Source organism: Bacillus sp. ChL18 (assembly GCF_026241425.1).
GTDB classification, from domain to species: Bacteria; Bacillota; Bacilli; order Bacillales; family Bacillaceae; genus Bacillus; species Bacillus velezensis.
This window is the reverse complement of the sequence record NZ_JAPHWE010000001.1, coordinates 1,079,271-1,101,344: the sequence shown is the minus strand read 5'-3', so window position 1 is coordinate 1,101,344 and position 22,074 is coordinate 1,079,271. Positions and strand designations below refer to the sequence as shown.

The 22,074-nt window shown below is 42.4% G+C and carries 30 protein-coding genes and 1 pseudogene; 19 read left to right on the top strand and 12 right to left on the bottom strand.

The features are described 5' to 3' along the window. Positions 1-48: 48 nt before the first annotated feature. Positions 49-527, top strand: a pseudogene (locus OQ477_RS05490) (DUF4944 domain-containing protein). A 46-nt stretch (positions 528-573) separates the two neighbouring features. On the opposite strand, the gene OQ477_RS05485 reads toward OQ477_RS05490, so the two are convergent. Next, positions 574-810, bottom strand: a complete 237-nt coding sequence (locus OQ477_RS05485; protein WP_265971676.1) for a hypothetical protein — start codon at positions 808-810, stop codon at positions 574-576. A 276-nt stretch (positions 811-1,086) separates the two neighbouring features. Here OQ477_RS05485 and OQ477_RS05480 point away from each other — a divergent pair, with 276 nt between their 5' ends. From OQ477_RS05480 to OQ477_RS05470, 3 genes are all read left to right on the top strand, one after another. Further along, positions 1,087-1,707 (top strand): DUF3885 domain-containing protein, encoded by a 621-nt coding sequence (locus tag OQ477_RS05480; RefSeq protein WP_052827476.1) that lies wholly within the window; start codon positions 1,087-1,089, stop codon positions 1,705-1,707. Between the two features lie 225 nt (positions 1,708-1,932). Then, a complete protein-coding gene (locus OQ477_RS05475) occupies positions 1,933-3,006 on the top strand; it encodes an LLM class flavin-dependent oxidoreductase (RefSeq protein ID WP_044801476.1) in 1,074 nt (357 codons plus the stop codon). Between the two features lie 207 nt (positions 3,007-3,213). Next, a complete protein-coding gene (locus OQ477_RS05470; protein WP_003154023.1) occupies positions 3,214-3,834 on the top strand; it encodes a lytic polysaccharide monooxygenase auxiliary activity family 9 protein in 621 nt (206 codons plus the stop codon). Between the two features lie 164 nt (positions 3,835-3,998). Here the strand turns inward: OQ477_RS05470 and OQ477_RS05465 are convergent, their stop codons facing one another. After that, positions 3,999-4,097, bottom strand: a complete 99-nt coding sequence (locus OQ477_RS05465; RefSeq protein WP_003154022.1) for a YjcZ family sporulation protein — start codon at positions 4,095-4,097, stop codon at positions 3,999-4,001. 140 nt (positions 4,098-4,237) lie between these two features. On the opposite strand from OQ477_RS05465, the gene OQ477_RS05460 reads away from it, so the two are divergent. Beyond that, entirely contained in the window at positions 4,238-4,777 is a 540-nt protein-coding gene (locus tag OQ477_RS05460) for a GNAT family N-acetyltransferase (protein ID WP_265971673.1), read from the top strand. A 347-nt stretch (positions 4,778-5,124) separates the two neighbouring features. Here the strand turns inward: OQ477_RS05460 and OQ477_RS05455 are convergent, their stop codons facing one another. From OQ477_RS05455 to OQ477_RS05445, 3 genes are all read right to left on the bottom strand, one after another. Next, on the bottom strand, positions 5,125-5,661 hold the full coding sequence (locus tag OQ477_RS05455; protein ID WP_265971671.1) for a stress protein: 537 nt from the start codon (positions 5,659-5,661) through the stop codon (positions 5,125-5,127). Between the two features lie 285 nt (positions 5,662-5,946). Further along, positions 5,947-6,126, bottom strand: a complete 180-nt coding sequence (locus OQ477_RS05450) for a hypothetical protein (protein ID WP_265971669.1) — start codon at positions 6,124-6,126, stop codon at positions 5,947-5,949. Between the two features lie 162 nt (positions 6,127-6,288). After that, positions 6,289-8,706 carry a peptidase G2 autoproteolytic cleavage domain-containing protein gene (locus OQ477_RS05445; RefSeq protein WP_265971667.1) on the bottom strand — a complete coding sequence of 806 codons (2,418 nt, stop codon included), beginning with the start codon at positions 8,704-8,706 and terminating at the stop codon, positions 6,289-6,291. 379 nt (positions 8,707-9,085) lie between these two features. Between OQ477_RS05445 and OQ477_RS05440 the strand changes: the two genes are divergently transcribed. From OQ477_RS05440 to OQ477_RS05425, 4 genes are all read left to right on the top strand, one after another. Then, complete coding sequence (locus OQ477_RS05440; protein ID WP_003154017.1) at positions 9,086-9,520, top strand: dUTP diphosphatase; 435 nt, start codon at positions 9,086-9,088, stop codon at positions 9,518-9,520. 406 nt (positions 9,521-9,926) lie between these two features. Continuing rightward, positions 9,927-10,748 carry a poly-gamma-glutamate hydrolase family protein gene (locus tag OQ477_RS05435; RefSeq protein ID WP_265971666.1) on the top strand — a complete coding sequence of 274 codons (822 nt, stop codon included), beginning with the start codon at positions 9,927-9,929 and terminating at the stop codon, positions 10,746-10,748. A 108-nt stretch (positions 10,749-10,856) separates the two neighbouring features. After that, the gene (locus tag OQ477_RS05430; RefSeq protein ID WP_265971664.1) at positions 10,857-11,006 is read left to right on the top strand and encodes a hypothetical protein; all 150 of its coding nucleotides are present in this window, start codon (positions 10,857-10,859) and stop codon (positions 11,004-11,006) included. Continuing rightward, positions 10,993-11,823 (top strand): prohibitin family protein, encoded by an 831-nt coding sequence (locus OQ477_RS05425; RefSeq protein WP_069007440.1) that lies wholly within the window; start codon positions 10,993-10,995, stop codon positions 11,821-11,823. The genes OQ477_RS05430 and OQ477_RS05425 overlap by 14 nt, the downstream gene beginning before the upstream one ends. Before the next feature lie 27 nt (positions 11,824-11,850). On the opposite strand, the gene OQ477_RS05420 is transcribed toward OQ477_RS05425, so the two are convergent. Then, positions 11,851-12,300, bottom strand: coding sequence for a YndM family protein (locus OQ477_RS05420; RefSeq protein WP_003154009.1), 450 nt, complete (start codon positions 12,298-12,300; stop codon positions 11,851-11,853). Positions 12,301-12,446: 146 nt separating this feature from the next. Between OQ477_RS05420 and OQ477_RS05415 the strand changes: the two genes are divergently transcribed. Continuing rightward, positions 12,447-12,875, top strand: coding sequence for a hypothetical protein (locus OQ477_RS05415; RefSeq protein WP_032875041.1), 429 nt, complete (start codon positions 12,447-12,449; stop codon positions 12,873-12,875). Positions 12,876-13,213: 338 nt separating this feature from the next. Here the strand turns inward: OQ477_RS05415 and lexA are convergent, their stop codons facing one another. Continuing rightward, entirely contained in the window at positions 13,214-13,834 is a 621-nt protein-coding gene (gene lexA / locus OQ477_RS05410) for a transcriptional repressor LexA (protein WP_007611720.1), read from the bottom strand. A 156-nt stretch (positions 13,835-13,990) separates the two neighbouring features. Here lexA and yneA point away from each other — a divergent pair, with 156 nt between their 5' ends. From yneA to OQ477_RS05380, 6 genes are all read left to right on the top strand, one after another. Beyond that, positions 13,991-14,302, top strand: a complete 312-nt coding sequence (gene yneA / locus OQ477_RS05405; RefSeq protein WP_003154001.1) for a cell division suppressor protein YneA — start codon at positions 13,991-13,993, stop codon at positions 14,300-14,302. A 15-nt stretch (positions 14,303-14,317) separates the two neighbouring features. Next, the gene (locus OQ477_RS05400; RefSeq protein ID WP_007611724.1) at positions 14,318-14,968 is read left to right on the top strand and encodes a recombinase family protein; all 651 of its coding nucleotides are present in this window, start codon (positions 14,318-14,320) and stop codon (positions 14,966-14,968) included. Between the two features lie 68 nt (positions 14,969-15,036). Continuing rightward, positions 15,037-15,270 (top strand): DUF896 domain-containing protein, encoded by a 234-nt coding sequence (locus tag OQ477_RS05395; protein ID WP_003153997.1) that lies wholly within the window; start codon positions 15,037-15,039, stop codon positions 15,268-15,270. Between the two features lie 166 nt (positions 15,271-15,436). Further along, positions 15,437-17,440, top strand: coding sequence for a transketolase (gene tkt, locus OQ477_RS05390; RefSeq protein WP_265971658.1), 2,004 nt, complete (start codon positions 15,437-15,439; stop codon positions 17,438-17,440). Positions 17,441-17,591: 151 nt separating this feature from the next. Beyond that, positions 17,592-18,038 carry a sporulation inhibitor of replication protein SirA gene (gene sirA / locus OQ477_RS05385; protein WP_003153995.1) on the top strand — a complete coding sequence of 149 codons (447 nt, stop codon included), beginning with the start codon at positions 17,592-17,594 and terminating at the stop codon, positions 18,036-18,038. An 85-nt stretch (positions 18,039-18,123) separates the two neighbouring features. Then, positions 18,124-18,342 (top strand): YneF family protein, encoded by a 219-nt coding sequence (locus OQ477_RS05380; RefSeq protein ID WP_003153994.1) that lies wholly within the window; start codon positions 18,124-18,126, stop codon positions 18,340-18,342. Between the two features lie 73 nt (positions 18,343-18,415). Here the strand turns inward: OQ477_RS05380 and OQ477_RS05375 are convergent, their stop codons facing one another. Further along, the gene (locus OQ477_RS05375; RefSeq protein ID WP_012117647.1) at positions 18,416-18,589 is read right to left on the bottom strand and encodes an aspartyl-phosphate phosphatase Spo0E family protein; all 174 of its coding nucleotides are present in this window, start codon (positions 18,587-18,589) and stop codon (positions 18,416-18,418) included. 201 nt (positions 18,590-18,790) lie between these two features. On the opposite strand from OQ477_RS05375, the gene OQ477_RS05370 reads away from it, so the two are divergent. From OQ477_RS05370 to OQ477_RS05360, 3 genes are all read left to right on the top strand, one after another. After that, complete coding sequence (locus OQ477_RS05370) at positions 18,791-19,498, top strand: cytochrome c biogenesis protein CcdA (protein ID WP_088056486.1); 708 nt, start codon at positions 18,791-18,793, stop codon at positions 19,496-19,498. An 84-nt stretch (positions 19,499-19,582) separates the two neighbouring features. Then, complete coding sequence (locus OQ477_RS05365) at positions 19,583-19,945, top strand: response regulator (protein WP_007410327.1); 363 nt, start codon at positions 19,583-19,585, stop codon at positions 19,943-19,945. A 79-nt stretch (positions 19,946-20,024) separates the two neighbouring features. Then, a complete protein-coding gene (locus OQ477_RS05360) occupies positions 20,025-20,516 on the top strand; it encodes a CcdC family protein (RefSeq protein ID WP_094031738.1) in 492 nt (163 codons plus the stop codon). A 27-nt stretch (positions 20,517-20,543) separates the two neighbouring features. Here OQ477_RS05360 and OQ477_RS05355 read toward each other — a convergent pair whose 3' ends face one another. The 4 genes from OQ477_RS05355 to sspO all read right to left on the bottom strand — a co-directional run bounded on the left by OQ477_RS05355 (position 20,544) and on the right by sspO (position 21,993). Further along, a complete protein-coding gene (locus tag OQ477_RS05355) occupies positions 20,544-20,972 on the bottom strand; it encodes a DUF2621 domain-containing protein (protein WP_007410325.1) in 429 nt (142 codons plus the stop codon). 232 nt (positions 20,973-21,204) lie between these two features. Next, positions 21,205-21,576, bottom strand: coding sequence for an Hsp20/alpha crystallin family protein (locus OQ477_RS05350; RefSeq protein ID WP_007410324.1), 372 nt, complete (start codon positions 21,574-21,576; stop codon positions 21,205-21,207). Between the two features lie 94 nt (positions 21,577-21,670). After that, complete coding sequence (locus OQ477_RS05345) at positions 21,671-21,817, bottom strand: small acid-soluble spore protein P (RefSeq protein ID WP_003153984.1); 147 nt, start codon at positions 21,815-21,817, stop codon at positions 21,671-21,673. A 29-nt stretch (positions 21,818-21,846) separates the two neighbouring features. Next, positions 21,847-21,993, bottom strand: a complete 147-nt coding sequence (gene sspO, locus OQ477_RS05340; protein WP_003153982.1) for an acid-soluble spore protein SspO — start codon at positions 21,991-21,993, stop codon at positions 21,847-21,849. Between the last annotated feature and the right edge of the window lie 81 nt (positions 21,994-22,074).

Here is a 22,074-nt window from a genome sequence, read left to right as displayed (position 1 = left end):
GTAACAATTCTAATATTCATACGTTCTAAATGATAAAGGCGGAATGTCATGAAAAAACGTAAAGTCATTAAAACATTGCTGGTTATTATCACTGTTCTCATAATAGCAGCCGATTTGCACTGTTTTCTTTAATTTCAGGAGAAAAAGTTAAATATATCGGCTATAGCCAAAGCAAGACGTGGGAAGCGTCAATCGAAAAATCAGGCGAGACCTCTATCGGCCCTAACTATTTCTTGAATTTGTATTACAGAGGTAATAAAGTGAATGAAAAGAACACGGTGATTAAGAGATTAACATTATTTGTTGACGGCCGGAAATATGGTGAAGATACAGACTATCATCTTTCAGAATACACCGGAGAGAAATTAGAAGGCGGCGGAACGGGAGAAGACCATATTGAGACGTTTGAATATATGCCGGAAAATGAAGTGATCGGTCATGAAATCACTGTTGAAGCAGCATGGAAAACCGATCATGAGTCCTATTCAGAAAAATTCAACCTGAAAAGAACGCATTGGTATGACTGAAAGAATAAAAAGAGGGCGGTATAACCCTCTTTTTGACGCGGAGCCTTTATTTTTGTCTGTTTTTCCTCGATTTGCTGAAGTCGATAAAAGAGACATTGGAGCCGATAAAATTACTTACTAAAATATACATAAAGAAACCATAAAAAGCTCCCGGCTGGCGTCCGTAAAAAAGAATGGATAATGAGATAAGCAATACAGCCGTAAGCAAGTCTGCAGCCAGACTTATTTTTCGGTGAGAGCGGAAATATTCTCTTAATCTTCTGATCTTGTTCAAAGCTGACACCTCTTGATGCTTATGTATAAAAAAATAATACCATTGAAATATATGTAATATCAATGAATAAGGTTGGAAACGGGGGGGGTTCAAAGTTGGGGCGATCTTGTGTAAAAGAAAGGATCAGGATGAATGTGACCAGCATCCACCCTGATCAATGGGGTTCACAGTGTTCTATTTCATTGTATTCCAATCGGAATAATATTACAAGGGTGAAAAAGAAATAAGCGGAATGTTTTCGGCTTCTTCTGCTTCTGGAGCGGGAAAAGGAAGTGAGATGTTTGAATGAAAATAAATGATTATCTGAAGGAAAGGTTTCCGACTTTAAAATTAGTGCCCGGCATTTATCATCAATGGGACGTGGGAATTCATTTTTCTCTCGGCGGCAATATGTATCAATTTAATGAAAGCGGTGCTTTGAATCTTGAGTATTTTCAGCTTGTTCATCATCAAACCGCCGCACTTTTCAATGAGCTGTTTGAACATAGCGATGACTTGTTTCTTGTTGCCAACGTGTATAAGCACAAAACTCAAGGTAATCATGCGAGAAAATTAAAGGTTTATCAGCCGTTTCTGAAGTGTAAGGATGATTTATATCGGATTCAAGTGAAGACCTGTCCATGCCCGGTCGAAGAAGAATATGAAATGCAGCAGTTTTCTTTATTATGTAAACGGAAAGATCTGCGTATCCCCCAATTACTTAAGGCAGCCGTCCACGAAGATTTTCCGCTGAAGCCAAGGTTCGGGGGCTGTTCCGTTGGGTATCCTGATGTTTTCTTTGTGAATATGACAAAAGATATTATTTTCTTTCTGTATGATGACAGAGGGTGTGAAGTCATTGCTCTTGATGCCGGAAGAATACGAAAGCTTTATGATCAATATCACGATTGGATTGAATTGGACTGAAAATGAACACATGATTTCGAATCCGCTTGTGCCGGCTTTGTTCTTGCCTAGTCGGGCTGCATGAGTGTAATGGGCAGAATTGAAGGGCGCCAGAAACTTTTTTTCCTCTCATACCGACCTTCTGCATGTTAAGCTTCTGTATTTATTTTGAACGAATTCCTATTTGTAAAATGGCTGAATAGAATAACATAAAAGCTTTTTTACACAGTGCAGGAGGAGAGAAATGTGAGGGCTGAACACCGTGATTGTATGGAAATTGGAATTTATTCATTTGCAGAATTATATCCCGATCCTCTGACAGGGAAAACAGTCAGCGCAAAGCAGCGGATAGATGAATTGATGAAGCTGGCGAAACTGGCTGACGACGCAGGGCTTGATGTATTCGGTGTAGGCGAGCATCATCGTCTTGATTATGCGGTATCTTCGCCGCCGGCCATCTTATCAGCGATTTCACAGATCACTGAAAATATTAAGCTGACCAGTGCCACGACTGTATTATCCACCGCAGATCCCGTCCGTTTATTTGAGGATTTTGCAACGCTTGATCTGATTTCAGACGGCCGGGCGGAAATTATTGCGGGACGGGGCGCGTTTTTAGACTCGTTTCCTCTTTTCGGTTATGACGTAGGCCATTATAAAGAACTGTTTGAAGAACACATTGACCTCTTTTTAAAATTAAATTCCGGGGAAGAATCGGTTACCTGGAAAGGACGTTACCGGCCGCCGCTGCGCGAGGCAGAAATTTCTCCTCGGCCTTTTCGCGGAAGCATTCCGCTATGGTTAGGTGTTTCGGGGACTCCGGAAAGCGCAGAACGGGCCGGGCGTGCAGGCGCGGGTTTGGCATTAGCTGTACTGAGCGGTGATCCGATGTCATCTAAGCCGCTTGTTGACAAATACCGGGAAGCGGCTTCTAAAGCCGGTCATCCTCCGGAACATGTGAAGGTTGCCGTAACCGGACATATGTTCATTTCAAAAACAAATGAACAGGCAATACAAGAATTTTATCCGTATCATTCAAATTACTGGTCTCACGTTCATTCATATCACGGGATCGATGAGCCTTTAACGAAGGAAGATTTTGAGCGGGCGTCCGGAAAAGAAACAGCTTTATTTGTGGGAAGCTCACAGCAGATCATTGAAAAAATCATGCATCAATACGAGTTATTCGGACATCAGCGATTTCTCGCGCAAATCGATATAGGAGGTATGCCGTTTAAAAAAGCCGCGGAAAACATCGAACGATTAGCAGCGGAAGTAGCACCGGTTATCCGAAAAGAAACCGGCAAATCCAGCGAATGAAGTTCTGAGCAAAAGGGGCGGGCCGGTCAATCGCGGATTCGACAACAGAATCGGCCCGGCTTTTTCTTTATGATTATAAAAAACAAAGGGAAAAGCGCGAACCTCATTGCTTTTTCCTATCAAGAAAAGGAAGGTCATTTCATCCTCCATCGTGAAGTGTATACACTGAAAGGTTTTTATTAACAAAAGAGGGAGGATGATGCAGTAATGAAGGGTTTAGTCAAAGCTGCAGTTTTAACTGTTACTCTTGGTATTGGAGGCGCTTTCTATTCAAGTGATGCATCTGCGCACGGGTATATAAAAGAGCCCGTCAGCAGAGCGTATATGGGAGCATTAGAGAAACAAACATTGGGCTGGACGGCCGCTGCGCAGAAATATGGCTCCGTCATTGATAATCCTCAGTCTGTAGAAGGGCCGAAAGGATTTCCGGCTGCAGGTCCGCCGGATGGAAGAATTGCGTCTGCAAATGGAGGATCGGGACAAATTGACTTCGGTTTAGACAAGCAGACTGCAGATTATTGGGTAAAACAAAACATCCGCGGCGGTTTTAACACCTTTACTTGGTACTACACGGCCCCTCATGCGACATCAAAGTGGCACTATTATATCACCAAGAAAAACTGGAATCCGAATAAACCTTTGTCAAGAGATGAATTCGAATTAATCGGAACGGTAAACCACGACGGTTCCAAGGCAGATACGAATCTGACTCATAAGATTTTTGTGCCGACTGATCGAAGCGGGTATCATGTCATTTTAGGGGTATGGGACGTTGCGGATACTTCCAATGCCTTCTATAACGTCATCGATGTAAACCTTACACAATAATCTATGAATTACTGATCGGCTGCATGTTGATACATCGGCCGATCTTTTTAGTTTTAATGTGTGAATGAAAAGGGGAAAAACAGCAGAGCGCCATAAACATTTCATTTATGGCGCCGTACGATCATGGAGGTGCTGCTGACATGGATGCGGAGGTAAGAGGATTCTTAATAACCGCCGAGGAAAGAAGCCCCAACGATGATTAATAAAATGAATAGCACCACGATTAACGCAAAGGAGCTACCATAACCACCTGAGAATCCCATATAATCTCACCTCCTAAAGAGGATTAATACATATTATGCCGAAATGTAAAGTTTGATAGGGATACTAGTTTACTTTTTGAAAAAAGGTTTTTAGTCTGCATATATTTTCTTCTCGCATTTCTTTTAAAGGGGGACCGTAAATGCTTCCTGTAATAGAAACGGACAGACTTATTCTTAGAGAAGTTGAAAAGAAAGATGCAAAGCAAATATTTGCTTGTTTTTCAAATGCAAATGTAACACGCTATTATGGTTTGGAACCTTTTGATTCAATGGAACAGGCTGAAAAAATGATTGGCTGGTTTAAAGATCAATACCATGATAAAAAGGGAATGCGATGGGGAATCGAGAGGAAAGGTGCGAAGGGAATAATCGGAACTATTGGTTTTAACTCTTGGGTGCCCAAGCATAAGCGGGCGGAGGTCGGTTATGAGATTCATCCGAATTATTGGAGGAATGGCTATGCTTTTGAAGCGTTGGAGAATGTTCTTTCTTTTGGGTTTGAAAAGCTTGGGCTGCATCGTATAGGCGCTGTTGTTTTCATTGAGAATGCAGCGTCTCATCAATTACTGATAAAGGCGGGGTTTCAATCTGAAGGAATTTTGAGAAGATATATGTATCAAAACGGACTGCTCCATGATACACGTGTATATTCTATACTGAATGAGATCGTTAACGAATAAATTGAAAATTCGTCGTTTTGTCAGGTGTTCTGTGGTTTAAAAAGCCGGTGAAGACTTATTGCAGAACTTTAAAATTGATTAGAAGCCATAAAGCATTTTTTTGCTGCGCTTTCTGCAGACGGAGTTTGATTGTAAGAAACGATTCCGATAATCACTAACAAGATGATGAACACCAATATGCTCCACAACATTATTTTTAAAGACTTTGACATGGCATACCCTCACTTTGAAAGACTTTACCGGGGCTGCGTTCGGAGCCCGCACTTCAAGTATAGTCGTTATAACGGTGAAAAATGTGCAGTCCAGTTAAAAAAAACTTGCGGGCGCTCCCGCAAGTTTTCTCCGTATTAAGGTCTGTGAAATTCAATATGCTGATTATCACGATCGAACCACCCTCTGAAAGCCCAATTGATCCAGCCCCCGTCTCCTTTGTTATCGAAGGACCCGTCTTCGAAGACCCAGATTCCGTAAGTAATACCGTCATAAACGGCTGATCCGTAAAACTGAACGCCGTTAAAGCGGTCTTCATATTCTTGATTTAAATTGAACACCATGACGTTGTACTTCTGTCCTGATGCGTAAAATGTTGTTTCCATAACATTTTTTACCCAGCCGGTTCGGTTTTGATCTGACTTAACCGCTTCAGCAATGCGATCTGAGATTCCGAGAACATCTACGTTTACGTTCAGCCCGGCATCAACACCTGCTGCTTTTACTTTTTGGTCTGCTGTTTGGGATAATTTACTTTCTAACGGATTTGCAACGGGTGAAACGTGAGGCGCGTTTGCATGTTCAGACTGACTGGCTGCTGAGGCACTGGCTGTGAAAGGAATTGTTAGAGATAAAGCTAAGCATGATCCGACTACCGTTCTGGCGATTTTCATGGCTATGACCTCCTGAGGAAATTTTTAAAAATTGTTGCAAATTCATGGTATCGCAGAAAAATTGACCAAGCAAAGAGTAGATTTTCTCAAAAGTCATGTCATTCTATTTGTGTTGTTTTCTGTAAATGAAATACTTTTAATTAGGCGAAAAGGGAAGAAAATAATAGAGTCTTTTTATGTATTGTGATAGGATGACCGGATTTTGGGTGAAAATAGCCCGGAGAAACGCCATAATAAGAAAAACACCCGGAGTTTACCGGGTGTAAAAAGTGTTGATATGTCAAGTTAGCAGCATTTTTTACATTTTTTGCATTTTCTTTTATAAACAACGATGTAATCATAATCAAGATGCTTTTTATCTTGTTTCTTCTTTTTTTGTTTAGGCTGCTTTGGGTGGTGATCATAATGTCCGTTCATATCCATGTCCATGTCCATATCCATTTCCATACCCATATCCATACTCATATTCCTCCTTTTTTCATCTGACGGTAGTATTCTATGACAGAAAGCATGGATGGCTTGGACAAATGAAACGGTATGCTGAAAAAGAGGCATCTCATTCGGTATAAAAAACAGGATCATACCCGCCCGATAGAAAAGAGAGAAGATGATCCTGATATTGAGACCCTATTTGATAACCGCAATTGCAATGCCGCACCCTTTTTCAGAACTGTATAAGGCTGTCAGTTTCAATACCTTCCAGCCTTCCGCGGCTTTAGTCCCGATTCCGTTATGGGCTGTGATATAATCTCCCGGGCTGACCGTACTGTCGACCCGTACGTAATGCCGGCCGTTGAGTCCGACAATGTGCCATTCGTCTCTGGCCGCGCGTGCTTCATAGTCAGCTTCAAGAGCCGGACTGCAGTCCGGATTTTGTTTCGGCACGCGTACCGTTTCTCCTGTTTCTTCGTCAGTCACATTTTCGTATATGAAACCGCCGAACTCATTTGTCAAAAAGCGGCTTTGCCATCCGAAGCTTGCGGCTCCTGAGATAAAAGCGGCTGTTTCTGAAATGACGCCGAGCATGTAATCACCGACGTGAGCCGGTTGAATTTTTTCGCCTTTCACTGTGACGATCGTCCCGGCGGGAATTGTCTGGCCGGTTACACTTTCAAAATATTCTCCGTACCCTGACAGGGAAGAGGTGACAGCTCCGGCGAACGTACCGTGGCCGCCCGCTGAATCCAGTTTCCATTTGATGGACTGATGCCCTCCGGCAACCGTGTATGGTTCTTCCAATGTAATGCTTTCTGATGACAGAATCGTTCTGGAGACTTTGCTGCCCGTAATATGGACATTGTTTGAAGCGGCGATAAATGCCCTTGAACCTTCAGAACTTGAACCTCCGGAAGAGCTGATGATCGCATTTCTGTCACCTCTGGCCGTAATATCGCCTGTTCCCGCAATAACAGCGCTTGTCGGGTTGAATGCAAAACCGGAGCTGGTCGCGAGCTGTGCGCCTCCCTTTAAATTGACGGGGATCTGCTCATAAGTCTGTCCTTTTATAGATGCAGCCGCGCTGTAACCTTCCGCTTGCACCCCGAGAATGACGGCCTGACTGTTAGGGGACGTAATTCCGACGGAACCGCCGTCTCCGATCATCGTACCGTTCATAATATTTACGTTATATTGGCCTCCGCCGATGGAGATGCCTTTAGGAGAAGACTTGTATATATCAAAATTTAAAATTTTAACATAATCGGTTTTATTTGATCCGCCGGATATATTGATGTCAACACCGGCTTGTGTAAAGCCGCGTATTTTAATGCCGTTAATCGTAATATTTTGACTGCGGTATTGAAGAGCCACGACTGGATTCCCGCCATAGTCGTATGAGGGATCACCAATAGCTGTGAATCCGTTTACATTAACGTTTTTATAGGCAGAGATGACCAGCGCCCTCGGGGTCACACCGTCATAGAGAGCATTGAATACCGGTTCAATCGCGGTGCAATCGGTTAAAGTAACATCATAAGCCGTCGTGCTTTCGGGGTCTGAGGCCTGATGATGGCCGATATGACGAATATCAAATGAACGTACATCACGATACGAAACATGACCGATAATATGAACATTTTGAGAAGCCGGCCACAGGCTGTGCGCCTTTACCTCAATCCCACGGATATTTCCGCTCGTATAGTTATTTAAAAGCCATACATGTTTAGAGCCGTCGTCAATTTCAATGCCGTTCGAGTTTGCGCTGCCCTCAGCATGCTCTGTGCCGCGGGGGTTTCCGGAATGGCAGTTGGAAATGAAAATATACTCGCTGTAATGGGTGGTAATGCCGTCGTCTCCGGCACCGTATGCCACACAGTTATCAATCCATATATATCGGCAGCCGTCTTTCGTCCATTCTGTTTCAGGCAAATGATCGTAAGTCGGAGATGTAATATCAATACCATGGAGACCCGCGTTAACCGTTTCAACATTCTTAATCCAGCCGTATTGCACATTAGCAAACGTTAAACAGCTGGAAAACTGTCCTCCGGGGTTCCTGACCCCGCATTGACGATCAGGATTCCAGTCTAAAGTCATGTTCTGGACAAAAATATTACGGTTTCCATTTTCGTAATCATCGTTAGTAATGACCCATTCGTATGCGGGAGTGTCCTCATGAAGCTTTAGCACGGTAATCCCTTGTCCCTCACCGGAAATGGTAGTCCATGAGGGGAGTTTTATCCCTTGAACCAAAAATTCTCCTGCGGGAACATTTACTTTGACCCGGCCGTTCCCGATCGCTCTCCGAAAGGCTTCCGTATTGTCCCGGCCGTCAGGGATCGCTCCGTAGTCCTCCACATTCACTTCCCGGGTGATTTTATTCTTAAGCATTTCGTATTCTGTATCAAGCCGTTCTTTTAAAAGTGAGGTGACCATTCCTTCCGCCGTCACCCGGGCATCTGCGATCTCAAGATTATCATCCGTTGCGGAATGCTTAATAAAATTCTGCATCCTTGCTTTGAGATGCTCCAATTCAGAGGGCTGTGCAGGGCGAGACTGCAATGGGGCGTTTAAAGACGGATCAGGAAAGTTTTTAAATTGAACCATTCTAAAGACACCTCTTTCTTTTGATATAAGCGCCTGAGGCAGGGGACAGAAAAGAGTCGCGTGCCCTTTAAGCGCTTATTCTTCAAATTCTTTATTCAGAACGAAATTCCTTTTGAAACCAAGGTGAAATTTAAAAAAAGCTCTGTTGAAACAACGGATATAAAGCTTTGCATTATTGTAATTAAAGCTGTCATGTGAAAATGGAGGAAAAAACTGATAGGAGGGGTCCTCATTTTAGGTTTATTCTCATTGACTTCGCAGTGCTTCTCCTTCGGCTGCATATACACCAAAATCAACATTCTTATCAGTTAAATGGTATAATGGGGCACGGATTGGTCATCAATACGACTGAAATAGGGAACCAAAAGGAGCAGCGAAAATGACTTTACAAATCAAAATTAAATATTCAGATGATACGCAAACGAGAATCAGTAAAATTGAACAGGGCGATTGGATTGATCTGCGGGCAGCTGAAGATATAACAATCAAAAAAGGTGAATTCAAACTTATCCCGCTTGGAGTTGCGATGGAACTGCCGGAAGGATATGAGGCCCATGTCGTTCCGCGTTCAAGTACATATAAGCATTTCGGTATCATTCAGACAAATTCAATGGGAGTCATTGATGAATCTTATAAAGGCGACAATGACTTCTGGTTTTTTCCTGCATTCGCGCTTCGGGATACCGACATTTCCAAGGGGGAGCGGATCTGCCAATTCAGAATCATGAAGAAAATGCCTGAAGTGGAGCTGATCGAAGTAGACAAGCTCGGGAACAATGACCGCGGCGGACTGGGATCAACAGGCACGAAATAAAACGAAAAAAGACTGCTTAACAGCAGTCTTTTTTTTATGGAAACAGCAGTTACATTCAATTTGTTTCGGTGATTCTTGAATTGGGAAATCATACGTCATGTTCAAAATTGACTTCGAAATTCGGCCACTCCGTAACCGTTTATGCCGGGAGCAAATATTTGAGCCGGACGCCAGCACAGCTCAGCATATTGATAAAATGATTTCCCAGCAGTCTTCACTCTCCTCCAAAACTAAGGAGAAGGGTTTCATTTTTATCATTTAAGCTTTCCGTCTCTTTGACAGAAAGACTTTTTTAAGTTAAAGGATAGAGGTTGTTTTGATGTTTTTATTCTCCAAGATGAACGGAGGTTTTGTCCAACGTATATAATATTGTGACAAAAGTGTAAACAAAAGAAAGGATGATGTTATGGCAAAAAGGGTTAGAAGAGTAGAGCGTAAAGCAGCTGGCAAAGAGGCAGAGCAGAAGAAACCGTCCAAAGTCACCCTGTTCTGCCGTTCGCTTCAAAGGCTGAAGCATTTGTATTGTAACATAAACACACAAATGCCATCAATAACCAAAAAAGGAATTTCAGTTTTAATTTTACCGTTTTTGCTCCTGCCGTTCTTTCAGGCTAATGCCGCTTCAGATATTTACGGCGGTTTCGAGGAATTAAAGCTGAATGAAGATCCTTCTGATTTTTCCATTTCAACGCGAGAGCATGACCCTTCTGTCCTCATATTAGCTATACACGGCGGAGGCATAGAGCCGGGGACCAGTGAGTTATCTAGAGAAATTGCCGAAAACCGGAGTTTATATTTATTTGAAGGGTTAAAACCAGCCGGTAATGCGGCTCTGCATTTGACAAGTTCGCATTTCGATGAACCGAAGGCCATGCAAATGGTGAAAGAGCACTCTAATGTCATTTCATTGCACGGTTACGGCAGTGACGATAAAAAGATAAAAATCGGCGGTACAGACAGAGAACGGGCCGAACTTTTGACCGATGTGCTGAAACGACACGGGTATCCTGCCGTTCTTCTTGGCATAAATGATAAATATGCAGGCGTCAGTCCGAACAACCTTGCCAATCAATCTTCATCCGGATTGAGTATTCAAATCGAAATGAGCACCGGCTTCAGAAAATCACTATTTGACACTTTTACGCTGAAAAGCAGAGCATCCACACAAAATGGGACCTTTTATCAATTTACAAAAACGATTTCTGATTTTATCAGTGACAATTATTAATAAGCACGCCTATTTTGCCGGCGGGGCTTTTTCTTTTGAAATTTATGAAACTTTAAGTTCTTAAGATCGTATACATAATTGACAGGATGAAAGAAAAGAGGTGGGCAAATGAAAGTGATGATCGGGTCTATCGTTCTTCTTGTCATCATCGGATTCGGTTTATGGCTGATGCTTAGTCCAATCTTTAAACAAGTGGGAAGCGGAGCCAAAAAATTCAAAAAGTCATGGGAGGAAGAAGATCAGCATGAGCGAAAATAAGCGCGGAAACACAAAAAAAATTATCGGCGGTGTGATTATAGGTGCAGCCCTTTTAATTGCGGGCGTTACAGCGTCACTATTCATTGAAAAAATACCGAACGGTTATGTCGGGGTTGTATACTCACCGAATGGCGGGGTAAAATCCGACACATTGGACCAAGGCTGGCACTTAGTCGGATTATTTAATAAAGTAACGGAATATCCGGTGCGTATGCAGACAGTGAATAATGAAAATATAAAAGTGGCAACCTCAGACGGTAAAAATATAGAAATGGATATCGCTTACAACTATGTCGTGCAGCCTGATAAAGTAGTCGATCTGTTTAACAAATTCGGCGCGGTAGACGTTGAAACGATTGAAAATACATATTTAAAAACAAGGCTGTGGGATGCGGCGCGAAAATCAATCAGCAAATACTCGGTTATTGACACATACGGGCAAAAATCTGCAGAAGCCGCTGCCGATGTTCAAAAGCGATTTGCTGATGATATGAAGAGTCTTGGATTTTTAATTGATGATCTGACGCTTGGCGTACCGAAGCCGGATAAAGCCACACAGGAAGCTATCGATGCAAGGGTGAAGTCTTCACAGGAACTTGAACGGACACAAACTGAAATTAAAATAGCCGAAGCCGAAGCGAAAAAGAAAAAAATTGAAGCGGAAGGGATCGCTGATTACAACCAAATCATAAAGAAATCAATGTCAGATGAAATGATCAAATATAAATGGATTGAAAAATGGGACGGAAAAACGCCGAAAGCGACAGGCACAGACTCACTGCTGCAGCTGCCGCTGGACGATCAGAAGCAAAAATAAAAAGAGAAGGAGGCGATTGCCTCCTTTTTATGTTTTTTCCTGTGGGTCTTTTTCCGGCACTAATTCTTCAGACGCCTCGGTTTGATAGCTCCATAGCGTGCTATCCGTCTCTGTTGTGTCCTGATAATCTTCGGGAAGTACATATTGCTGCAAATACCGGTGAAAAAATGCCTCAAAAACAGAAATGCAAAGTGCAGAGATAACCGATGCCGCGGCAGGCGAGACATTAAATCCGCCAATGTTCATAAGGAATATCCATAATATAATGAATGAAATTCCGAAATCAGCTGCAACGGCTGTGAAATTGCTTGTTCTCGGCAGAATCATGCAATCACCCGCAAAATAAGTGATTAAACTTAAGATCACTGTAATAAACAGAACGTTTAAAAAGGTTACTTGGTACATAAGATCCAGAACAATGTACAGTAAAGCAAGTGTGAGCGCCGTTTTAGAAGCGAAAGCAATTACGTGTTTCATTTGAACCACCTTCGTTATTTCGTTTAGTCTTCATTGTAAGCAATCCGCAAATTTTTAAACTGGTATATAGTGGTTATACGTTTTAATAAAATGTGAATAGACATCACAGGATTCACAAGTTAAAATATGTAAAAAGGGGGATGCAAATGAAAAAATACTGGATATGTATTGCTGTTTTTTTATTATGTTTTAGCGGAATACACTCAGCTAAAGCGGCTACCACTGAATTCGGATCAAAAACAAGCTTCACTTTGGAGGGAAATGCAAAAGAGTTTCATATTGAAAATCCGGGGGCTGTAGCTGCCGACGATTACTTTTTAGGATATAAGTTCACCATAATGAACAACTCTTCGTGCGGTTTAAGCATGAAACTCCAACGGATGGCGCTGAACGGAAATTTTTATACATTAAGTTCTAAAACCTACAGCGGCAGCTGGTTAAACCTCAGTGCCCAGGATAAAAAATCAATTGATCCGTATCACAAATACAGGATTCTGGTTGAAAGTTCTTCAAACGTCTGTGGCCCCGTCTATATTAAAGGGTTATACGGTGTAGAATATTATCATTTTGATTGAAAATAGATACTCGCTAAAGGCAGCGGGTTTTTTTATATCCAGATATAACTTATCGTACTATGTACTAAATATTCATATGTAAATTTTAATGCACCCGCCCAAAGAAAAGATAAACAAAAGCAATTTCATCACGCACAAATATACAAAGTTGAAAAATGGATGAAAAGTTTCTTGAGGGAAACATTATTAGTTGACTCCAAAAGTGTGATGTCGGATAATAAGAATGTAAGTTTTTCCTCCTTAGCAGATTCGTTTCTTAAGCCAGGGCGAATCTGCTTTTTTTATGCAAAAAAACCCCTTACAGAGGGGTTTTTTACGATAAATGAAGTTTAATAGAATTAATGTACGGCTCTGAATACGCCGATAACTTTTCCCAAAATGCTTACGTTTTGCAGGATAATCGGCTCCATCGTCGGATTTTCCGGCTGCAGCCGCACATAATTGTCTTCTTTATAGAAGCGCTTGACCGTCGCTTCATCATCTTCGGTCATAGCTACGACGATTTCTCCGTTATTGGCCGTGTTCTGCTGTTTGACAATGACGTAATCTTTGTCAAAAATGCCGGCGTCGATCATACTTTCTCCCATGATTTCTAACATAAAGACATGTTCGCCCGGAGGAACCATCCGGTCAGGAAGCGGAAAATACTCGTCGATATTTTCAACAGCCGTAATCGGAATACCCGCCGTCACTTTCCCGATGACCGGAACGTTTACGACCTGGCTTTTCGGAATTTGGACTTCTTCTTCATCCAATACCTCAATCGCCCTCGGTTTAGTAGGGTCCCGTCTGATCAGGCCTTTTGTCTCCAGCCGCGCCAAATGGCCGTGCACGGTTGAACTGGAAGCCAGTCCTACTGCTTCTCCTATCTCTCTTACAGAAGGCGGATATCCTTTCGTTTTTACCTCTTCTTTAATAAAACGCAGGATATCAAGCTGCCTTTTTGATAGCTTCGTCATATTTCGCACCTCAAAACGTCGATTTTAAGTAGATTATAGCATGATTTTCCTGACAGTACAAACATAGGTTCGAAAAAAACGATTGACAGAAACATTTGTTCGTATATACTGAAAGGTATAAAAAGCGAACAAACATTCTTATCGGAGGTTGTTTACATGGCGAAAGAATCTATTATATTTGTCGGGCTGTTTACTGCAATTTTAAGTGCCGCTATTTTACTTGTCTCATGTGCGGGAAATGATCAGTCCCTCAGCCAATATGTTAAAATAAAGGTTCAGGACGGCGATACACTCTGGTCACTTGCGGATCATGTAGCAGAAAAGAAACACATTAATAAAGAAGATTTCATTGAGTGGGTGACGGAGAATAATCATCTCCAAACTGCTGATATAAAGCCCGGAGACGAGCTTATTCTTCCGGTTAAGAAAAAGCATCCGGCCGTATATCAGCTGGCCATTGTCAATTAGAGAGGAAAGAGAGAAATGAAGGCGCTCATTTATGCCCGCGTAAGCACAAACAAAGAACAGCAGCAAACATCATTAAAAAGACAGGAAGAGGAGCTCAGTGAGATCGCTGCTGCAAACGGCATGGAAGTCGTGAAAGTCATTTCTGAGAAAGCCAGCGGTTACGAAATGGACCGCGACGGAGTATTTGAAATGCTTGATGAAATTAAAAAATCACATATTGACGCGATATTGGTGCAGGACGAAACGAGATTGGGAAGAGGAAACGCCAAGATTGCGCTTTTGCATTGTATTTACAGGGAGAATGTGAAAATATATACGACGGCTCATAAAGGTGAACTGGAGCTTTCTGAAGCTGATTCGATGGTACTCGAAATCGTCAGTATTGTTGAGGAATATCAAAGGAAAATTCACAATATGAAAATCCGGCGGGGAATGAAAAGAGCCGTGAAAAACGGCTACAAACCTGAACGGAATCTGAAAAACAGGCATGAAAACAGCGGAAAAGAAAAAAAAGAGGTTCCGGTTTCGGAAATTATCAGGCTGAGAGCCAACAAGCTTACCTTTGCAGAAATCGCAGCGACCTTAAGGGGCTTCGGCTACGATGTGTCCAAAGCCACGGTTCACCGGCGGTTTCAGGAATATATCGCAGACACAGAAGGCAGCTGACGCGCATCAGTTGTAAAAAAGACTGCGTTTTAGTAGTATATAATCAACACGCACCAAAGGAGCTTATTATGATTTCTAAAGAAAAAATCGCAAGAATTAACGAATTGGCTCAAAAAGCTAAATCAAACACGATAACGGATGAGGAAAAAGCTGAACAGCAAAAGCTTCGCCAGGAGTATTTGAAAGGATTCCGCTCCTCAATGAAAAATACGTTAAAGAGCGTAAAAGTGATTGATCCGGAAGGCAACGATGTCACCCCTGAAAAATTAAAAAGAGAACAACAGAAAAATAATCTTCATTAAACAGAAAGAATACGGCAATACGTATTCTTTTTTCGTATATACTAATATCAGGATGTGCTTTACGACAATTTTCAACAAGTTTATCTCAAATTTAAGCTGAAAGAGTTGAGAAAAAGTCAGCATCGCTTTATGATGAAAAGGTACAACAATATGGAAGGGGATTATAATGGATACAATTGAAAAGAAATCAGTTGCCACCATTCGTACACTATCTATAGACGCAATTGAAAAAGCAAATTCCGGACATCCGGGCATGCCGATGGGAGCTGCTCCGATGGCATACACGCTGTGGACGAAATTTATGAATGTAAATCCGCAGAATCCGGGCTGGTTTAACCGCGACCGCTTTGTTTTATCAGCAGGCCACGGTTCAATGCTTTTATACAGCATGCTGCATTTAAGCGGATATGACCTCAGCATTGAAGACTTGAAACAGTTCCGTCAATGGGGAAGCAAAACACCGGGACATCCGGAGTTCGGGCACACAGCCGGAGTAGACGCAACGACCGGGCCGCTTGGACAGGGTATTGCAATGGCAGTGGGAATGGCAATTGCAGAACGCCATCTGGCTGAGACATATAACCGTGATTCTTTCAACGTAGTTGATCATTATACATACAGTATTTGCGGAGACGGCGATTTAATGGAAGGCATTTCTTCCGAAGCCGCTTCTCTTGCAGGCCATCTTGATTTAGGCCGCCTGATCGTATTATACGATTCTAATGACATTTCTTTAGACGGCGATTTAGACCGTTCTTTCTCTGAAAATGTAAAGCAGCGTTTTGAAGCAATGAACTGGGAAGTTCTTTATGTTGAGGACGGAAACAACATCGCTGAATTGACGGCTGCAATTGAAAAAGCGCGCCAGAATGATAAAAAACCGACTTTGATTGAAGTGAAAACCACGATCGGTTTCGGTTCTCCAAACCGTGCGGGCACATCCGGCGTTCACGGCGCTCCGTTAGGACTAGAAGAGAGCAAGCTGACAAAAGAAGCGTATGCTTGGACGTTTGAAGAAGATTTTTATGTTCCGGAAGAAGTATACGGGCATTTCAATAAAGCGGTAAAAGAAGCCGGCTCGAAAAAAGAACAGGAATGGAATGAACTGTTCGCGGCTTATAAAGAAAAATATCCTGAGCTTGCTGAACAGCTGTCACTCGGCATGAAAGGCGAGCTTCCTAAAGACTGGGATCAGGAAGTTCCCGTTTATGAAAAAGGCAGCAGCCTTGCTTCCCGCGCATCTTCAGGTGAGGTGCTGAACGGGATCGCTAAGAAAATTCCTTTCTTTGTCGGGGGATCTGCTGACCTTGCGGGTTCAAATAAAACGACAATCAAAAATGGAGGAGACTTCACGGCCAAAGACTACGCCGGGAAAAACTTCTGGTTCGGTGTCCGTGAATTTGCGATGGGCGCTGCATTAAACGGAATGGCGCTTCACGGCGGCCTTCGCGTATTCGGCGGCACATTCTTTGTGTTCTCTGATTATTTAAGACCTGCCATTCGTCTGGCGTCATTGATGGGTCTTCCCGTCACTTATGTATTCACACATGACAGTATTGCCGTAGGAGAGGACGGGCCGACTCACGAACCGATTGAGCAGCTTGCTTCTTTACGCGCACTTCCTAACCTTTCTGTGATCAGACCTGCTGACGGAAATGAAACCGCAGCTGCATGGAAGGTTGCCGTTCAAAGCCAAGATCATCCGACAGCTCTTGTATTGACACGCCAAAACCTGCCGACGATTGATCAGCAGGCTGAAGAAGCGTATGCGGGCGTGGAAAAAGGGGCTTATATCGTTTCCAAAGCCCAAACGGAATCACCGGCCGCTCTTCTTTTAGCGACAGGTTCTGAAGTCGGACTTGCGATCGAAGCTCAAGCGAAACTGGCTGAAGAAAACATTCACGTATCTGTAGTCAGCATGCCGAGCTGGGACCGCTTTGAAAAACAATCGGCCGAGTACAAAAACAGCGTGCTTCCTCCGAATGTGACGAAACGTCTTGCGATCGAAATGGGTTCAAGCTTCGGATGGGGTAAATTTACCGGTCTTGAAGGAGACGTTCTCGCAATTGACCGTTTCGGTGCTTCAGCTCCGGGAGAAACAATTATGAAAGAATACGGGTTTACTGCAGAAAACGTGGTTGACCGCGTGAAAAAACTTTTAAACAAATAACGAGACAAAAGAGGATGAGTCAAATCATCCTCTTTTTCCTGTTTATGCGACAAAAATAGAAGGGGCGGCGTAACAGTAATAGACAATTCTTTCTTTTCTCCTTTTGTATAATAGAAAGCAATAACGAAGCGCTGTAAAAGGGGATGAGGAAATGGAACGTCATTACTATACGCACCTGATAAAGGATGAGTTTGCGAACCACTACTTCGGGCGGGAAACGGCTATGTTTGAGTTGTTTCGAGACTATCATTGGACAGACCTGACACCCCAGGAATATCAAATGACAGAAAAGCAAGTTCAATATATAACGGAACCGATTCCGGTGATACATATGCATCAGCGTCTCCAGCTGCATTTAAACCGAATGAGTTACAGCCGTTTGGATTCCATTTACCGGCTTACACTGCCCGGAGAAAAGGGCCGCGCCACCTTCATGATGAAAGACAGTTTAATTGAGATTGCGGCTTCGGGAGATTATGAGGCGGAAACGATTTTCTTTGAGATTCTGCGTAAAATCAGCCCCTGTTTTCTTGCAATGGATTTCAAGACACGGCGCTACGGGTGGTTAAATCCGGTCAGAGAAAGAAATTTTGTCTAAAAACGAGGAAAAAGAGATGTAAATGTTGTATAATAGCCTTTGGTTTAGTACACTTTAAACTAGACAACATGAAGGAGGAAATAAAATGACTTTATGGGTTGGCATCCTAGTGGGCGTTGTCGCATTGCTCATAGGTGTTGCACTCGGGTTTTTTATTGCTCGTAAATATATGATGAGCTATTTGAAAAAGAATCCGCCTATTAATGAACAAATGTTACGCATGATGATGATGCAAATGGGAATGAAACCTTCTCAAAAGAAAATTAATCAAATGATGAAAGCCATGAATAATCAAGCGAAATAATACGTACAGATTATGATATAGAGATACATGGTTATAAAAATAAAAAACCCGGAGAGGGTTTTTTATTTTGGCGTCATGTTTCACCCCAACTGCCGGTGTGCAGTTCTTTTTGGTATTGTATGAGAAGGTGGTCAAGCTCCTGGCTGAGTTCTATCGTAATGTTTGATGTCATTCCGTTTGTCATGACGATTTTAAGCAGCTCTGCCCGTTTTTTTTCAATTTCATTTAATAGATGCTCTCTAATCACAGGGATATATCCTTTCATACATAAATCTTTCACCTGAGTCGCTATTATTATATCCACATTTATACTGTTTTTCAAATAAGAAGGAGTATAATATCTCGATGTCAAATTAAATTATATAAGCTTTTTCTATAAAAAGTAATCCTTCTCGGGAAAGTGTTAAAAAAATGAAATGATTTTGTCATAACTCGAAGGGAGTGTGTCATCGTGAGTTTTAATTACTTTCTGACGTTTGGGGCCGGATTTCTGTCTTTCATTTCTCCATGCTGTCTGCCGTTGTATCCCGCTTTTTTGTCTTACATAACTGGTGTCAGTATGGACGAGGTGAAAACAGAAAAGGTGATGCTGCAAAAGCGCGGCCTCGTGCATACACTTTGTTTTTTGCTTGGTTTCTCCGTGATTTTTATCGCATTGGGATATGGAACTTCGTTTATCGGCAGTTTTTTTACCCAATATCATGAAGCGATTCGCCAGTTTGGCGCTATCATGCTGATCCTTTTCGGGCTGATTACTGCCGGTGTGTTTCAGCCGAAATTCATGATGAAAGAGCGGCGCATTCACTTTAAGCGCCGTCCGGAGGGGTTTATCGGTTCGGTTCTGATCGGTCTTGCGTTTGCAGCCGGCTGGTCGCCGTGCAGCGGGCCCATTTTAGGAGCCGTGTTTTCGCTGGCCAATACAAATCCTTCTTCAGCAGTGCCGTATATGTTTTTATATGTTCTCGGATTTGCGATTCCTTTTCTTGTTCTTTCATTTTTTATTACCAGAATGAATTGGATTCGCAAGCATCAGCTGCTTATCATGAAAATCGGCGGCATTCTTATGATTCTGATCGGAGTTATGCTGTTTTTTAACTGGATGAGCTACATTCTGATCGTTCTGTCAAATCTTTTCGGAGGATTTACGGGTCTGTAACGGATTAATAACTTTTGAACTATTATATACCCTTTTGTTTTTGGTACAATAAGACTAGTTAATGTTAAATATGTGGAGGGGAATATGACACGAGTTTTAGTTGTAGATGACGCCAAGTTCATGAGGGTGAAAATCAGAGAGATTCTGGAATCGGCGAATTACACAGTGGCCGGGGAAGCGGCTGACGGTGAGGAAGCTCTGGCAGTATATCAAAAAATCCGTCCCGACCTGGTGACTATGGATATTACCATGCCGGTCAAAAACGGTATACAGGCGCTGCAGGATATTTTAGCTTTTGACCCGAAAGCCCGGATCATCATGTGCACCGCCATGCGGCAGCAGCGGATTGTTCTGGAAGCGATTGAATTAGGCGCTAAAGACTTTATCGTTAAACCGTTTGAAGCATCTAAAGTGCTGGAGGCCGTAGGCCGGGTAACGGGAACGTAAACGTGTTCTCTTTTCAAATTGGTTTTTTTTATGTTTTTGGAGTATAGTATATAGTATCAAACTCCGTGCAAGCAAAGGAATGATAAAGATGATGATTATAATTTCATCCGTTATTGCAGCGGTCATGGCAATTTCCGTGATGATCGTCAGGATTAAATCCTCCGACAAGCCCGCTTCACCTAAAAAAATAATTCTCCCGCCGATTTTCATGAGTACGGGAGCGCTTATGTTCCTTTTTCCGATTTTCAGAGTGACGGGCGAAGAATTTTTGGAGGCCATTACGCTGGGCGTGATCTTCTCTATTTTTCTGATTAAAACATCTAAATTTGAGATTAAAAATAATGAAATCTACTTAAAACGGTCAAAAGCGTTTGTGTTTATCCTGATTGGTTTGCTGGTTATCAGAATCGCTATGAAATCCATTTTGAGCACGACGATTGATTACGGAGCTTTAAGCGGAATGTTTTGGATTCTTGCTTTCGGAATGATTGTCCCGTGGCGCATCGCGATGTTTTTGTCTTACCGCAAACTTTCGAATGAACTGAAGACCGCTGATATTCAGATGAATTAAAACCTTTCCGTCCGCCGGAAAGGTTTTTTATTTGAGCAGGGCTTGATAAGGAGTAAGATCAATCTGTTTTTCACGGAGATGCTTTTTTAAAAATTGATGATCACGCTTAGGAGTGGCCAGTATGTAACCCCTGATGATTAAATCACGGTTTATTTGTTCAGCTTCCTCCGCTAAGGAAAGTTCACCGATTTTTCCGGCGATTTTCGCTTTGGCTACATCCCGAAAGAGCTCCGGCACGGGGGCGACCAATTCATCCAAAAACGCCTTGTCACCCTCATTCCATAAGTGCCTGCTTTTTTCAATATAATAGTCCTGCCAATCCAGTTCTGACCGGCCGTCTTCTTTCGGTAAGCGTTTTAAAAATTTTCGAAACATAAAAAACCCGCCGATAGACAGCAATCCGATCATCACGATGACCCAAAATAAAATAAACCACATAAACCAGCCTTCCAGCATTGTTCTATCACCTCCTTACTTTAACCATATTGTAAACGAAGACAGAATAGAAGAACACATGAAAAAAGAATAGAAAAAATGATAGATGTCCAGTCATTCCGGTTGCTAGAACATATTCTATCGTATAGTGATTCTGCTATTTGGCCATGGGAGATTCACTTTGAGGGTATATGACTGATATGACCGGACAAAAAAGCCGCTTCCATTGAGGGATGAAAGCGGCTTTTTTATGTTATAGAGGAAATTGAAAGGAAAAAGAGGCAGGAGTCTCATTTGGTTCCTTGTTCATGGAGACGGTCAGAATATGGTTGGTGAAATCAGTGAAAATATGTTTGTCATTCAGATAAAAAGGAAGCATCATTTGTTTGTTTAACGTCCGTTCAAGCGTTTTAACAGAGAGCATAAACTCATTTCCCGAAAGAGTGACGGTTATCGCTTGCACCTGCTTCAGCGCCGTCAGGTCGGCTTCAATGATATATTGACGGCTTGTTTCATATAGATCGATCGGCAGCGTCTCGTCATACCAAGCATACGGGTCCTCGTAAAACTGCCGCAGCCATTCTTCCGTATCATCAAATTCTTCAGCGTTTTTTGAGTGATTCATGGAAGCATCCCTCCATATTAAAAAGCCTTGCTATAACGTATGCAGAAGCTTTGAATGGGTGAATGGCACAAAAAAACAGACACCGGGGTCTGTTTTACATATCGTGGCTTGTATTATGTTTTTGTCTTGTATGGTTGCGGTTTTTCACTTTTTTGCTTCCGCTCAGCGGTTCCGGCTGGCCGGGGTTATGGCCCTTCGGAGCATTTTTATGCATATCTTTACTCGTATTTTTATTTGTCATGTTAAAGCCTCCTTTTTAAGGTGTTCCGGCTATTGGTTTGTTTTTCTTTTTTTATTGTTCTGCCGTTCTTCTTCCGTCAGGACGAGCTGGTCATTTTCTATATAACCCGCGCCTTTGCCTTGGCTTTTCGCATCATTCATGCCGTTAATTACATGATTGGCTTTCCGTTTTACCATGATCATCACCTCAACATTAATATGGCTCTTTACAGCCCGTTGTATGAGGCGGAAAATCGGACAAAATTTACCGAAAATCAT

Coding starts and splice junctions, on each gene's coding strand:
- OQ477_RS05480 (WP_052827476.1), top strand. CDS start 1,087: ATGAAAATAAATGATTATCTGAAGGAAAGGTTTCCGACTTTAAAATTA.
- OQ477_RS05360 (WP_094031738.1), top strand. CDS start 20,025: ATGATAAAGATGATGATTATAATTTCATCCGTTATTGCAGCGGTCATG.
- OQ477_RS05470 (WP_003154023.1), top strand. CDS start 3,214: ATGAAGGGTTTAGTCAAAGCTGCAGTTTTAACTGTTACTCTTGGTATT.
- OQ477_RS05345 (WP_003153984.1), bottom strand. CDS start 21,817: ATGACAAATAAAAATACGAGTAAAGATATGCATAAAAATGCTCCGAAG.
- OQ477_RS05355 (WP_007410325.1), bottom strand. CDS start 20,972: ATGCTGGAAGGCTGGTTTATGTGGTTTATTTTATTTTGGGTCATCGTG.
- OQ477_RS05350 (WP_007410324.1), bottom strand. CDS start 21,576: ATGAATCACTCAAAAAACGCTGAAGAATTTGATGATACGGAAGAATGG.
- sirA (WP_003153995.1), top strand. CDS start 17,592: ATGGAACGTCATTACTATACGCACCTGATAAAGGATGAGTTTGCGAAC.
- OQ477_RS05465 (WP_003154022.1), bottom strand. CDS start 4,097: ATGGGATTCTCAGGTGGTTATGGTAGCTCCTTTGCGTTAATCGTGGTG.
- OQ477_RS05430 (WP_265971664.1), top strand. CDS start 10,857: ATGAAAGTGATGATCGGGTCTATCGTTCTTCTTGTCATCATCGGATTC.
- OQ477_RS05435 (WP_265971666.1), top strand. CDS start 9,927: ATGGCAAAAAGGGTTAGAAGAGTAGAGCGTAAAGCAGCTGGCAAAGAG.
- OQ477_RS05380 (WP_003153994.1), top strand. CDS start 18,124: ATGACTTTATGGGTTGGCATCCTAGTGGGCGTTGTCGCATTGCTCATA.
- OQ477_RS05440 (WP_003154017.1), top strand. CDS start 9,086: ATGACTTTACAAATCAAAATTAAATATTCAGATGATACGCAAACGAGA.
- lexA (WP_007611720.1), bottom strand. CDS start 13,834: ATGACGAAGCTATCAAAAAGGCAGCTTGATATCCTGCGTTTTATTAAA.
- sspO (WP_003153982.1), bottom strand. CDS start 21,993: ATGGTAAAACGGAAAGCCAATCATGTAATTAACGGCATGAATGATGCG.
- OQ477_RS05455 (WP_265971671.1), bottom strand. CDS start 5,661: ATGAAAATCGCCAGAACGGTAGTCGGATCATGCTTAGCTTTATCTCTA.
- OQ477_RS05420 (WP_003154009.1), bottom strand. CDS start 12,300: ATGAAACACGTAATTGCTTTCGCTTCTAAAACGGCGCTCACACTTGCT.
- OQ477_RS05460 (WP_265971673.1), top strand. CDS start 4,238: ATGCTTCCTGTAATAGAAACGGACAGACTTATTCTTAGAGAAGTTGAA.
- OQ477_RS05395 (WP_003153997.1), top strand. CDS start 15,037: ATGATTTCTAAAGAAAAAATCGCAAGAATTAACGAATTGGCTCAAAAA.
- OQ477_RS05450 (WP_265971669.1), bottom strand. CDS start 6,126: ATGAGTATGGATATGGGTATGGAAATGGATATGGACATGGACATGGAT.
- yneA (WP_003154001.1), top strand. CDS start 13,991: ATGGCGAAAGAATCTATTATATTTGTCGGGCTGTTTACTGCAATTTTA.
- tkt (WP_265971658.1), top strand. CDS start 15,437: ATGGATACAATTGAAAAGAAATCAGTTGCCACCATTCGTACACTATCT.
- OQ477_RS05445 (WP_265971667.1), bottom strand. CDS start 8,706: ATGGTTCAATTTAAAAACTTTCCTGATCCGTCTTTAAACGCCCCATTG.
- OQ477_RS05425 (WP_069007440.1), top strand. CDS start 10,993: ATGAGCGAAAATAAGCGCGGAAACACAAAAAAAATTATCGGCGGTGTG.
- OQ477_RS05365 (WP_007410327.1), top strand. CDS start 19,583: ATGACACGAGTTTTAGTTGTAGATGACGCCAAGTTCATGAGGGTGAAA.
- OQ477_RS05400 (WP_007611724.1), top strand. CDS start 14,318: ATGAAGGCGCTCATTTATGCCCGCGTAAGCACAAACAAAGAACAGCAG.
- OQ477_RS05415 (WP_032875041.1), top strand. CDS start 12,447: ATGAAAAAATACTGGATATGTATTGCTGTTTTTTTATTATGTTTTAGC.